Origin of the sequence: Specibacter sp. NPDC057265, from assembly GCF_042668835.1 — a bacterium.
GTDB lineage: Bacteria > Actinomycetota > Actinomycetes > Actinomycetales > Micrococcaceae > Specibacter.
In genome coordinates, this window is the sequence record NZ_JBHUYE010000004.1 from 37,499 (window position 1) to 49,438 (window position 11,940).

Annotated in this window: 10 protein-coding genes; 7 read left to right on the forward strand and 3 right to left on the reverse strand. The window is 63.0% G+C overall.

Annotated features, from left to right (window positions below):
• Positions 1–49: 49 nt before the first annotated feature.
• The 4 genes from pta to ACFUCV_RS04450 all read left to right on the forward strand — a co-directional run bounded on the left by pta (position 50) and on the right by ACFUCV_RS04450 (position 4,726).
• Positions 50–2,143, forward strand: a complete 2,094-nt coding sequence (gene pta / locus ACFUCV_RS04435; protein ID WP_380812456.1) for a phosphate acetyltransferase — start codon at positions 50–52, stop codon at positions 2,141–2,143.
• Complete coding sequence (locus ACFUCV_RS04440; protein ID WP_380812458.1) at positions 2,143–3,273, forward strand: acetate/propionate family kinase; 1,131 nt, start codon at positions 2,143–2,145, stop codon at positions 3,271–3,273. Before pta ends, ACFUCV_RS04440 begins: the two co-directional genes overlap by 1 nt.
• 252 nt (positions 3,274–3,525) lie before the next feature.
• Positions 3,526–4,416: an alpha/beta hydrolase gene (locus tag ACFUCV_RS04445; RefSeq protein WP_380812460.1), complete on the forward strand. Its 891-nt coding sequence runs from the start codon at positions 3,526–3,528 to the stop codon at positions 4,414–4,416.
• A gap of 157 nt (positions 4,417–4,573) precedes the next feature.
• The gene (locus ACFUCV_RS04450; RefSeq protein ID WP_380812462.1) at positions 4,574–4,726 is read left to right on the forward strand and encodes a hypothetical protein; all 153 of its coding nucleotides are present in this window, start codon (positions 4,574–4,576) and stop codon (positions 4,724–4,726) included.
• A 30-nt stretch (positions 4,727–4,756) separates the two neighbouring features.
• Here ACFUCV_RS04450 and ACFUCV_RS04455 read toward each other — a convergent pair whose 3' ends face one another.
• The gene (locus ACFUCV_RS04455; RefSeq protein ID WP_380812464.1) at positions 4,757–5,182 is read right to left on the reverse strand and encodes an ASCH domain-containing protein; all 426 of its coding nucleotides are present in this window, start codon (positions 5,180–5,182) and stop codon (positions 4,757–4,759) included.
• A gap of 434 nt (positions 5,183–5,616) precedes the next feature.
• Between ACFUCV_RS04455 and ACFUCV_RS04460 the strand changes: the two genes are divergently transcribed.
• Both ACFUCV_RS04460 and ACFUCV_RS04465 read left to right on the forward strand, forming a co-directional pair.
• On the forward strand, positions 5,617–6,573 hold the full coding sequence (locus tag ACFUCV_RS04460) for a ketopantoate reductase family protein (protein WP_380812466.1): 957 nt from the start codon (positions 5,617–5,619) through the stop codon (positions 6,571–6,573).
• Positions 6,574–6,648: 75 nt separating this feature from the next.
• Entirely contained in the window at positions 6,649–7,053 is a 405-nt protein-coding gene (locus ACFUCV_RS04465) for a VOC family protein (protein ID WP_380812468.1), read from the forward strand.
• 498 nt (positions 7,054–7,551) lie between these two features.
• Here the strand turns inward: ACFUCV_RS04465 and ACFUCV_RS04470 are convergent, their stop codons facing one another.
• Together ACFUCV_RS04470 and ACFUCV_RS04475 are read right to left on the reverse strand one after the other, a co-directional pair.
• Positions 7,552–7,890 carry a hypothetical protein gene (locus tag ACFUCV_RS04470; protein WP_380812470.1) on the reverse strand — a complete coding sequence of 113 codons (339 nt, stop codon included), beginning with the start codon at positions 7,888–7,890 and terminating at the stop codon, positions 7,552–7,554.
• A 508-nt stretch (positions 7,891–8,398) separates the two neighbouring features.
• The gene (locus ACFUCV_RS04475) at positions 8,399–10,618 is read right to left on the reverse strand and encodes a S9 family peptidase (protein WP_380812783.1); all 2,220 of its coding nucleotides are present in this window, start codon (positions 10,616–10,618) and stop codon (positions 8,399–8,401) included.
• A 120-nt stretch (positions 10,619–10,738) separates the two neighbouring features.
• Between ACFUCV_RS04475 and ACFUCV_RS04480 the strand changes: the two genes are divergently transcribed.
• The gene (locus ACFUCV_RS04480; protein ID WP_380812472.1) at positions 10,739–11,935 is read left to right on the forward strand and encodes an MFS transporter; all 1,197 of its coding nucleotides are present in this window, start codon (positions 10,739–10,741) and stop codon (positions 11,933–11,935) included.
• The last annotated feature ends 5 nt before the right edge of the window (positions 11,936–11,940 follow it).

Here is an 11,940-nt window from a genome sequence, read left to right on the forward strand (position 1 = left end):
GCTGTTAATGCTTGGATGGAAGAAGACGCAAGAAAGGCGCAAAGTGACCATGGTTCGTGGAATTTATGTCAGTGCCGCCACACCCGGCTCCGGAAAGACGCTGCTGTCCCTGGGATTGGCCGATGCCCTGCACCGGCGTGCGGACCGGATCGGCTTCTTCCGGCCCATCACCTCCGCCGCCACCCCGGAAGAGGATCCCACCGTGATCATGCTGCGCAGCATGTACGAGCTTTCGGCAGCAAACTGCCGGGCCGGGATGACCACCACTGACGCCCGTGCCTTGATGGCCGCTGGCCAGCGCGGGGAAATTGATGCCCGCGCCGTGGAAATCTTCAGTGAAATTGCCACAAACTGCGACGTCGTCATTGTGGAGGGCACCGACCTCATTGGCCAGGACGCCGCGGTGGAGTTTGACCTCAATGCCCGCCTGGCCAACAATCTGGGGCTGCCGGTCCTTGCCGTGGTGGGTGCCCGAGGTTTGGACGCGGCGGAAGTCGCCGACGCGGTGGATGTGGCGCGCAAGGAGCTCGCCGCCGAGAACTGCTCCTTGTTGGCCATGCTGGTGAACCGGGCGGAAGCTGAAAATGTTGCGGCCATTACTGCCGCCGTGCGTCCCGGGGTCCACCACCGTCCGGTGTATGTGGTCCCGGAAATTGCGGAAATTTCCCGACCCACCGTGGGGGAGGTGGCCGGTGCTCTCGGCTTGCGGCAGATCGCTGGCAGCCCCGAGCTTGAACGCGACGTGCACGCCATTAAAGTGGCGGCCATGACGGTGGGCAACTTCCTGCACCTGCTCGATGCCAACGACCTGGTGATTGTGCCCGGCGACCGCGCCGACGTCATGGTGGCCACGCTGGCCTCGGCCTTTTCCCCGGAATTTCCGGTCCCCAGCGGCATGGTCCTCACCGGGGACCTGCCACCGGACCCGCACGTGCTGCCGTTTCTGGCGCATGCGCCGTTCCCAATTTTTGCCTCCAGTAATGACACCTTCGGCACCGCGCGCGACGTCAGCGCGGTGCGCAGTGAAATCCACTCCGGGCAGCGCCGCAAGGTGGCTGCGGCGCTGGGGGCGTGGGCCCGCAACGTGGATGAGGATGAACTGCTGGGCAGGCTCACCCTGCCCAGGCCGGCCACCATGACACCGCTGCGCTTCCTCCATGAACTCATTGGGCGTGCCCGCAGCGACAGGAAGCACATTGTGCTCCCGGAAGGCAGCGACCCGCGGGTTTTGGCCGCGGCGGAAATTTTGCAGCGGCGGGACGTGTGTGACTTGACCGTCCTGGGTTCCGTGCATGAGGTGCGGGAACTGGCTGCCGCCCAGGGCATTGAACTCAAGGGCATCAACATTGTGGACCCGCTCAGCTCCCCGCTGCGGGAAGAGTACGCCGTGGAATACCAGCGCCTGCGCGCCCACAAGGGGATCGACCTGGCGCGGGCGCGGGAAGTCATGGCCGAGGGCTCCTACTTTGGCACCATGATGGTGCAGCTGGGCCAGGTTGACGGCATGGTGTCCGGGGCCGCCAACACCACTGCCAACACCATCCGCCCGGCCCTGGAATTTGTGAAGACCCGGCCCGGGGTGCGTCTGGTCTCCTCCGTGTTCCTGATGCTTTTGGCGGACCGGGTGCTGGTGTACGGCGACTGCGCGGTCAATCCCACGCCCAACCAGGAGCAGTTGGCCGACATTGCCATTGCCTCGGCCGCGACCGCAGCGCAGTTCGGGGTGGACCCGCGCATTGCCATGCTCTCCTACTCCACCGGCATCTCCGGTTCCGGCGAGGCGGTTGAAGCGGTGCGCCAGGCCACCGAACTGGCCCGTGAGGCGCGTCCGGACCTCGCCATTGAAGGGCCCATCCAGTACGACGCCGCCGTGGACGCCACCATTGCCGCCTCCAAACTTCCCGCCTCGGAGGTGGCGGGGCAAGCCACGGTGTTCATTTTCCCGGACCTCAACACCGGCAACAACACCTACAAGGCAGTGCAGCAGTCCGCCGGGGCAGTGGCGGTGGGGCCGGTGCTGCAGGGATTGAACAAGCCCATCAACGATCTTTCCCGGGGCTGCACGGTGGAGGACATTGTGAACACGGTGGCCATCACGGCCATCCAGGCCCAGGCAAGCGGCACCACAGCAAAGGAACTTTAATGCGCGTTTTAGTCATCAATTCCGGTTCCTCCTCCCTGAAATACCAGGTGCGTGACACTGACACGCACGAGATTGCCGCCAGCGGCTTCATTGAACGCATTGGTGAAGGCGGCGGCGGGCCCGCCGACCACGGCCAGGCCATGGAGCAGCTCGCCACCGAACTGGAGACGGAGCTCGCGGACCGGCCGCTGGACGCCGTGGGGCATCGCGTGGTCCACGGCGGGGAACGCTTTAGCGAACCGGTGCTGATCAACAATGAGATCACCCGTGCCATTGAGCGGCTCAACCCGCTGGCGCCGCTGCACAACCCCGCGAATGTGCTGGGCATCCGCGCCATTACCGCCAAGTGGCCGGGGATGCCCCAAGTGGCGGTTTTTGACACTGCATTCCACCGCACCCTGCCCGAGCACGCCTGGCGCTACGCCGTGCCGGACTCGCTGTACCGCCAGTACGGCATCCGCCGGTACGGCTTCCACGGCACGTCCCATGAGTTCGTCACCGGACGTGCCGCCGAGCTGTTGGGGGTGCCGGTGGCGGAATTCAATGCGATCATTGCGCATCTGGGCAACGGCGTTTCCCTCACGGCTGTGCAGGGTGGGGCCAGCATTGACACGTCCATGGGGTTCACCCCGCTTGAGGGTTTGGTGATGGGGACCCGCAGCGGCGACGTGGACCCCTCCATCCTTGTGTTCCTGCAACGCCAGGGACTTTCAGCCGATGAGCTGGACACCATGTTGAACCGGGAATCCGGGCTCAAGGCGCTCTTTGGGGACAATGACATGCGGGCCCTCGTGGAAGCCGCCGAGGCAGGCGACAAGCGCGCGCAGCTGGCCCTGGACGTGGCGTCCTACCGGCTGGCAAAGTACGTTGGCGGCTATCACGTGGCGGTCGGGGGAGCCCGGGCGCTGGTCTTCACGGCCGGGATCGGCGAGAACTCAGCTGCCTTCCGCGCGCACGTGGTGGCCCGGCTCGGGGCCTTGGGGGTGAAGCTCGACGACGCCGCGAACCTCACGCGGTCAACGGAACCGCGCATCATCAGCGCCCCCGGTTCGGCCTTTGCCGTGCTGGTGGTGCCCACGGACGAGGAGCGGGCCATTGCGGAGGCCACGGCCGCCGTCGTGGGTGCTTAGGGCAATTGCGGATGGCGGGGGACTTGGCCATGGAAATTCCGTATCCGTTGGTAACCGGGCGTCTGGTGCTGCGTCGGTTCCGCACCGGGGAACCGACGCTCTCTGGGACAGTCGGGGGCTGACCGCCGTAATTGCTGCCAGGGCGTGAGTATGGGCAGTGACTCGTCCGAGTTTCCAATATGAGAGAGTTGAGCTTCAGCTGACGGTAGAAAGGCATCTTCGATGAGGCCACATGGACCCGCTGAAGTCGGAATGGACGAATACGCGAGATTTCTGCCGTTGGCAAGAATAGATTCACTTATTTCTCCCGTTTCGGAGTGGTGGGCGTGGAAAAAGCACCTAGTCCACCTCTTCCGGCTACGCGATGTCAACGCCCCTGTTCGCTTGCTGGTCGTTCACGGTGCGGGAGCCCATGGCGGGGCACTTTGGCCCATAGCATCCCTTCTGGCAGGCCGTCGGATCGACCTGGCTGCAGTGGACTTACCGCTTTACGGCCGAACCATGACGGGATCCCGCCGAACAGTGACGTACGAAGATTGGATCGCCCTACTAGTCGATCTCATCGCAGTTGAAGACGACGGTCGCCCCGTCATCCTCCTCGGGGCGAGCATCGGTGGCTTGCTCTCGGTGGAGGTAGCTGCCCGTTCACACACGGTTGCCGCCGTGATCGCTACATGCCTTCTCGACCCAACAGAGTCTGATGCTCGTTCGGCGATGACGCGGTTCGGCTCACTGGCCCTGGCCTTCGTGCCGCTGCTCAGGCTGATTCGCGGTCCACTCGCCAGGATCCCGCTCAGGATCTCTTGGATCGCCAATCTCAGAAACATGGGTAGTGACCCCGGCTTGGGAAGGCTTTGCGCGAACGATGCGCGCGGAGGCGGCGCGTGGGTCCCTCTTGGATTCCTCGCCAGCTTTATGCAACATCCGCACTCCCAAGCGCGCACGAAACAAGTCCCCGTGCATCTGATGCACCCTGAGCTCGATGAGTGGATCCCAGTAGCGCTCAGCGAGAGCACTCTACAAACGTTGCCCGGCCCAACTACCAGCCGATTACTGCGCAGCTGCGGCCATTTCCCTCTCGAAGAGCCCGGGTTGCAAGATCTCCTGAACGGTATCGAAGCGGTAGCTGCTGGAGCCGTCTAGAGCACGCCGAGCTGACCCTGATGTATAGCGGCGGGCAACCCTACAAAAAGTGCCCGCAGGCCGTTCCGTCTAGGCTTACAGCCAGCTGGCATCTGTAGACCTGAAGTAGGCTTGCTGTGTCCGCGTTCGGGCAACAAATGTCTTGGGGGAAAAGAACATGGAAATTGTCCTAACCGTTGTATTTGCGGCGATATTCTTTTACATCCTTTATGTGGTCATTCGGGCCGGTACACGGGACGGCATTATCGCCGCAAGGAAAGCCGAACAGGATGATCCCATTCCTGTCCGCGACGCTTCGGAGGATTACTGAACCTAATCGGTCCCACAGAGCATTGGGTCATTAGGACAGGCGCGCAATGACCTTGAACCGCTGAAGCACCAGCACTGTGTCGTCACCGACCGAGAAGTGGGGGTCGCTCATGGCATCGCGCATGTCTTGCGAATGCCAGAACTCCTCGTGGGCGGCCCGCCACTGGGCGACGGTAGTGAAGCCCTCACCCTCGTCGATGGCATGCTGCAGATCCACCTCGGCCAGCCGGGCCTGGCGTATTTCCGTCATCTCAATGACGGCCACGGGCTTTCCGGCGGAGTCGATGACCACTTCCTGCAAACCGACCACGGGCAGATCTTCCTGCTCAATCTCGTACTCAATGAGCGTGGCAGTCGTGGAGGTCTTGGAAGCGTCCAGGACGGCAGCCACCAGCTGGTCCCGGAGAGGACCGGGAAAGGCGAATTCGCATGAAGGCAGGGCGCTGTAATCGGTCATGGTGACAGCGTATCGCCCCGCGCCAGGTTTTTGTGGTCCCACTGCGCCAATGCATGGGACAGGTTCTCGGCGGCTTGTTCCGCCCATAATTCACGGACCTGGGCGTGAGAAAAGTCGTTCTCGTGCCGCCAGCTGCCACAGTACAGCGGCGCGGCCGCGAATGGAGTCCGGCTTGGCGATGTGCGCGAGAATACTGGGCCGGTCAAGGTTCCCGATGTGCATCCACAGACGGGCGCTGGCCGATACATGATTTCCGTATGTATGACGGGTTATTTCCTTTTCTACGCTATTGGTGGTCGACTCGTCAGATAGGGGAATGTAAATATTGCCGTCCCCATTGGAGGGCGGCATCTGGCATCTTTTAGTACGGCTGGAGGGCATGCGGGCCAACGCGCCTGCGAGCATCCGCAACCCATGAAACTAGGAGCACTACTGTGAAAATTGGAGTCATTGGTGCCGGTGGTGTCGGCGCATATTTTGCCGCCGCCTTGGCCAAAAGCGGGGCCGAAGTGCATCTGCTGGCCACCGAGCGCCATGTCGCGCCAATCGCCGAACACGGGATCACCGTCACCGCCGGGGACGGGAGCCCCGGCTTCACGATTCCCTTAGCCGGTGTCAGTTCGTCGGCGGAATCCATTGGCGTGTGCGATGCGGTGATCTTGGCCTGCAAGGCCGGGCAGGTCTCCTTGGCAATGGGCTCGGCACAGGCCTTGATTGGGCCGGACACCGCGGTGCTGCCGCTGCAAAACGGGGTCACGGCCTCTGAACGCATTACCGAGACCGTCGGCCCGGGCCACGCCCTGGGCGGGGTCGCCATGATCATTTCCTACCTTCACGAACCCGGCATCGTCCACCACGTCGGCGGACAACCGGCCATCACCCTGGGCGAACTCGACGGAACAATCACGCCCCGGGCCACGCAACTTGCCAACGCCCTTGACGCAGCCGGCGTGTCCACCGCCGTTTCGGCGGACATCGTCACCGACATGTGGCGCAAGTTCATGCTCATCACCTCCTACGGCGGGGTCGGTGCCCTGTGCCGTGAACCGGTCGGCCGCACGCGCACCAACCCGAAAACCCGCGCCCTGGTTCAAGATGCCATGCGGGAAGTCGCGAACCTGGCCGGGCATGCCGGGGCGAACCTGGGCGAACTGGACGTGGCCCGGATGATGGCACAATTCGACGCCTTCGGCCCGGACAGCACCGCTTCCATGCAACGCGATCTGGCCGCAGGACGCTCCTCCGAACTGGAGGACCAGAACGGCACCGTCGTCCGGCTGGCCCTACACCACGGGGTCCCGGTGCCCATCCACCACACCATCTATCGGGCAATGACCCTGCTCGACGGAGCCGCCAAGCATCCTTCAAACTCAAGGACCCTAGCCAGTTGAGGTCAGCACGGCAGCTTCGCCAGCTATGTTCGCGGTGAGGGTTCCGCTACCGGAGGGCTGTGTGAGACTTGGAAGGTGGATGAAAATCTAGAGGGTTCCTTGCACCATGTCGAGCTGTGGGTGCCAAGCCTTGAACGCGCCAAGGATGAATGGGGTTGGATGCTGACTCGCTTGGGTTACTCGCCGGATCAGAATTGGGACCACGGAATGAGTTGGCGGCGAGGTAGCACCTATATTGTCGCCGAGGAATCACCAGCACTGACCAGCAGAGAGCATCAACGAACGGCACCGGGATTGAATCACTTGGCATTTCATGCTGGAAGTGAAGAAAAGGTCGATGCCCTCATGGTGGACAGCGAGCTCCACGGGTGGCGGCCGCTATTTGCAGAGAAGTACCCACACGCTGGTGGTCCTGAAAATTACGTTGCCTACCTGGTGAATTCCGACGGCTTCGAAGTCGAACTCATCGCCACCAAATGATCCAAAACCGTTCCAACTACGTCCGCAGACGTTCTCCTTGGGGTGCCGCCGGAATTGCAGTTCCTTGGGAACAAGCTTCTTACCGGTTGCGGTGAGCTCAAACCGGAGGGTCATAACCTCCCACAACGGGTCATGCGGGTCGGGTACGAGCCGCTCCCGCATCCTGAGCCCCAATTTCTGGTCATGTTCTTGTCACTTGCGAAACTGTAGTCTCCGGGTTCCAGTGTTCCTTCATTGCACAGTCTCTGCAGCCACAAAAATTGAGTCTTCACGTGGTGTCTGTGATCCTGCATCTCTATATAGTTGTTGCACTTCTGCGAAGAGCCTCCAGTCGTTCAGCCCCCTTGAGAGTATTTGGAGATCCAAATTTGAACTAGACAAGCTGACTGGGGGGAATCCCACCAGAGGAGCGGCCAGTTCCTTGGAGTGGGCTACCTGAAATAGGTGACTGACTCTTCCTTGGAAGCTGAACCGGATCTGATGATGTCATCGGTAACGTCACGGACGGTCGAGACCCACTGTTTCTTTGAGTGTGGATTTATCGCGCCGCGAGGAAGAGATGAGGAAGAGAATAGTCTCTGCGAGGCCCGCAACGCTCCATAGGAAGAGGCACTCCATAGCAAACAACATCGGCAAGAACCCATCCCCTAATAATACTGATGGGTCAGGTTCCTCGGCCGCCATTGACGACAGGAAAAAGGCGATTGCCATGACGGGGAGGCCCGCGAGAAGCAGCCAAGCGGTGTACCTTGCCGTCTTGTGGCCGAGAAGGCGCAAGCAGGCATGCAGCAACCAGAAAACGCCGACACAAAGGGGCAGCAGGTAGATGGGGCTCATTCTTCCAGCCTTTCAGTTGATGAAGGGTAAAGCCCCTGCCCAAGGATGAATCTGCAGAGGAATGTTCCGTTTCCTTGGAATCCGTGCCCGACTTCGTAGCCTCACCGGGGCCGCGACGGTCACGGTGACACGCTACCGTTACCGCGGCAAGAACATCCCGAATCCGTGGCACCAACAGCCCTTGAAGCTCAACAACACCGGGTAATGATGCATGGAGGGCCGGATGCGGTGAGAGTCGCACGTCCGGTTCGGCGGGCAACCATGGCGAAACCCGCCCCAGCAATGGGACAACGGGCGCGCCGTGGCTGACCCAACCAAACGGCTTCTGGAAATGACGCCCGGAACACGGCGTAGGCCGCTGTGTGCACACGCCTGGGCATGCAACGCGAGGGTGTGCTGCGCAACAACATGTACCTCAAGGGGGAGTGGACCTCCGAGGCAATTTACGCCGTGGTGCGCTGATGCGGTCCCTAAGGACGGGACCGCATCAGCGCACCCGCGGCTGCCCTCACCGCGGCTGCGTGGCGCCCAGCGCGTCGGCAAGGAACGCGTAGTCCCAAGCGCGGGATTTCCAGCCTTCGTAGCGCCCGGACGCGCCGCCGTGGCCGCCGTCCATTTCAATTTTCAGCACCATGGGTTCCGAACCGGTGGAAACGGCGCGCAGTTCCTGCACCCATTTGGCCGGTTCAACATAGAGCACGCGGGTGTCATTGAAACTCGTGACGGCGGCAATCCTGGGGTAGGGCACCGCCCGCACGTTCTCGTACGGGGTGTATTCGCGCATGTACTGGTACACGGCAGGATCGGTGATGGGGTTGCCCCATTCCTCCCATTCCAGGGCGGAAAGCGGCAGCTCAGGGTCCAAAATGGTGGTCAGGGCGTCCACAAAGGGCACCTGCGCCACCACTGCGGCGTACTTTTCCGGGGCCAGGTTCGCCACGGCACCCATCAGGAGCCCGCCGGCGGAACCACCCATGGCGCCAATCCGGGCCGGATCCACCCAGCCGGACTGTGCCAGCCAGTCCGTGGCGGCCACAAAGTCCGTAAAGGTGTTTTTCTTGTTCAGCTTCTTGCCGTCTTCATACCAGTGGCGGCCCATCTCACCACCGCCACGCACATGAGCCACCACAAACACCACGCCGCGGTCCAGCAGCGACAGCCGTGCCACCGAAAATCCCGGGTCCATGGACATTTCGTAGGAGCCGTAGCCATACACCACGCCCGCGTTGGCGCCGTCGCGGGGCAGGTCAGCCCGGTGCAGCACCGACAACGGCACCAGCGTGCCATCGGCGGCGGTGGCCCATTCGCGGGTGGCCACGTAGTCCCCGGAACGGTAGCCGCCCAGCACGGGGGTTTCCTTGCGCAGCAGCAGCCGACCCTCGGCGCCGGCCACCGGCAGCACATAGTCATACACCCGCGGTGGTGTGAAGTCGGAGGTGTAGATCAGGCGGATCACGGGGGATTCGTATTCACTGCCGCCCAGGGAGGCCGTGTACAGCTCCTCGTCAAAGACGGGCTCGACGGCGGGGCCCTGGTGCGCGGTTCCCAATCCTTCCAGCGCGGTCACTTGAATGCGTTCAATGGTGTCCTTGCGCAGGGACACCACCATATGCGTGGCCGTGACGGTGGCGCCGTTGATGCGCACGGAATCGTCATGGGCCACCACCGTATGCCACTGCTGCCGGGCCACGGGCTTGTTGAACTCGGCGGCGTCGACCAGGGAAATCATGGAGTTGACCGCGTCCCGGTCATGGGTGAGCAGGACCAGTTCGCGGCCGTCCATGAGGAAGGGTTCGGCGTCGTACAGGATTTCGGCGCTGCGCGGGATCAAGATGCGCAGGCCCTGCTCCGGCGCGGCAAAATCCAGCAGGCGCGTTTCGCTGAATTCGGAGCAGCCTATGCTGATCATTAGATGGCGGTGGTCGGCGGAAAGGTCAAAGCCCGTCCACATGGCCACATCGTCCTCCTGGTACAGGAGCTGATCGTCCTCCACGGGCGTGCCCAGGACGTGGGCCTTGACCTGGTGGGGGCGCCAGGAGTCGTCCGCCAGCATGTAAAACAAGGTGCCGCCGTCGGGGGAAAAGCCCAGGCCGTAAAAGGCGTTCTCAATGACGTCCGGGAGGAGTTTGCCGGTGCGCAGGTCCTTGATGCGGATGCTGAAAAGCTCGTCGCCGGCATTGTCCACGGCATAGGCGTACAGGTTCCCATCGCGGGTGACGGCGGCGCCGCCCAGGGAAAAGAACGGCTGGCCTTCGGCTTCCACATTGCCGTCCAGCAGGACCTCCTCGCCGGGGACGGCAACGCCGGCCTCCACCAGCGGGGGAGTCCAGTCCGCCAGGGTGCCGGTGCTGTCAGCCCGCACGCGGCACTGGATGCCGTAGGCCTGGCCCTCCACGGAGCGGGAGTAGTACCACCAGCCGTCCTTGCGGCTGGGCACTGACAAATCCGTTTCCTGGGTGCGGTTCTTGATCTCGTTGAAAATGTCCTCGCGCAGCTGTTCCTGATTCGCAGTGACGGCGTCGGTGTAGGCCTGTTCGGCCTTGAGGTGGGCCACCACCTCCGGGTTTTCCTTCTCGCGCAGCCACTCGTAATGGTCCACAAAGGTGTGGCCATGGTGCGTGCGCTCCACAGGGACCTTTTTGGCCACGGGCGGGGCCGCGGCGGGGATGGAACCGGTGGTGGCTGCTGAATCGGCGGTGGCTGGCGTGGCGGCATCGGAAAGCGTCATGGAATCCACTGTATAGACCAGCGTCGGGGCAGTCACAGGGCTAAGCCAACAGCGCAGCCTGCCGTTCCGGGCGAACCGGCCCCTCCCACGGCGAAGCCCGCTGCGGCTAAGGTGGGGACAGTGACTAGGAACGGCAACCCGGAAGATTTCAGCCTGCGCTCCATTGCCGTTCCGGCGTTTGGTCCGTCATTGTTGTTTGGCATTGGCGAGGGCGCCATTTTGCCCATCATCCCGCTGACGGCACGCGCCATGGGATCCTCCATTGCGGAGGCGTCCTTGATTGTGGCGCTGCTGGGCATTGGTTCGCTGGTCAGCAACATTCCAGCCTCGCTGGCCACGGCAAGGTTTGGCGAGCGGCGCAGCATGCTCGGCGCCGCGGTCCTCAGCCTCACCGCCATGCTGGTCTGCGTCTTTGCGCCAGAGTTGTGGGTCCTTGCCCTGGGGGTGTTTCTGGTGGGGGCCGCTGCGGCGGTGTTCAATTTAGCCCGCCAAAGCTATTTGACGGAGGCCGTGCCGCCCATCATGCGGGCCCGGGCCATGTCCACGCTGGGCGGCGTGGCACGCATCGGGATCTTCATTGGGCCGTTCGTGGGCGCACTCATTATTCACCTGGCGGGCCTGCCCGGCGCCTACTGGGTGGCAGCTGTGGCGGTGACGGCGGCGGGGGCGGTGGCCTGGCAACTGCCGGATTTGGCCACCGGCTCCGGGGCGGAGCCTGCCGGCCCGCAACCCACCATTGCCGCGCTCATTACCACCCACCGCAGGGTGTTGTTGAGTGTGGGCGTGGGGGTGCTGTTGGTCAGCGCGGTGCGTTCCTCCCGGCAGGTGGTGGTGCCGTTGTGGGCTGAAAGCCTGGGCCTGAGTCCTGCCACCACCTCTTTGATTTATGGCCTGTCGGGGGCCGTGGACATGCTGATTTTCTATCCTGCCGGAAAAATCATGGACCTCAAGGGCCGCACCTGGGTGGCCATCCCCGCCATGGTGCTCATGGGTCTGGGCCTGTTGTTGATGCCGCTGAGCCATAGCGCCGCCACGCTCCTAGTGGTGGCCCTGCTGCTGGGCTTTGGCAATGGGCTGAGCTCCGGATTGATCATGACATTGGGCGCGGACTATTCCCCCCGCCACGGCAGGGCCCAGTTTTTGGGCATTTGGCGTTTCATGTCAGCGGCCGGCGGCTCCGGCGGCCCGGCCATTTTGGCGTTCCTGACAGCAGCTGTGACCTTGTCCTTCGGGATCGCTGCAGCGGGCGTGTTGGGTCTGGCCGCCGCCGCCGTGCTGGGGTTGTCGGTGCCCCGCAACCCGCCGTTGACCCGCTGAGGGCA

Excerpts from the sequence above, each read along its gene's own strand:
- ACFUCV_RS04450 (WP_380812462.1), top strand. The coding sequence starts at position 4,574 with ATGGAAATTGTCCTAACCGTTGTATTTGCGGCGATATTCTTTTACATC.
- ACFUCV_RS04440 (WP_380812458.1), top strand. The coding sequence starts at position 2,143 with ATGCGCGTTTTAGTCATCAATTCCGGTTCCTCCTCCCTGAAATACCAG.
- pta (WP_380812456.1), top strand. The coding sequence starts at position 50 with ATGGTTCGTGGAATTTATGTCAGTGCCGCCACACCCGGCTCCGGAAAG.
- ACFUCV_RS04445 (WP_380812460.1), top strand. The coding sequence starts at position 3,526 with ATGGACGAATACGCGAGATTTCTGCCGTTGGCAAGAATAGATTCACTT.
- ACFUCV_RS04455 (WP_380812464.1), bottom strand. The coding sequence starts at position 5,182 with ATGACCGATTACAGCGCCCTGCCTTCATGCGAATTCGCCTTTCCCGGT.
- ACFUCV_RS04475 (WP_380812783.1), bottom strand. The coding sequence starts at position 10,618 with ATGACGCTTTCCGATGCCGCCACGCCAGCCACCGCCGATTCAGCAGCC.
- ACFUCV_RS04470 (WP_380812470.1), bottom strand. The coding sequence starts at position 7,890 with ATGAGCCCCATCTACCTGCTGCCCCTTTGTGTCGGCGTTTTCTGGTTG.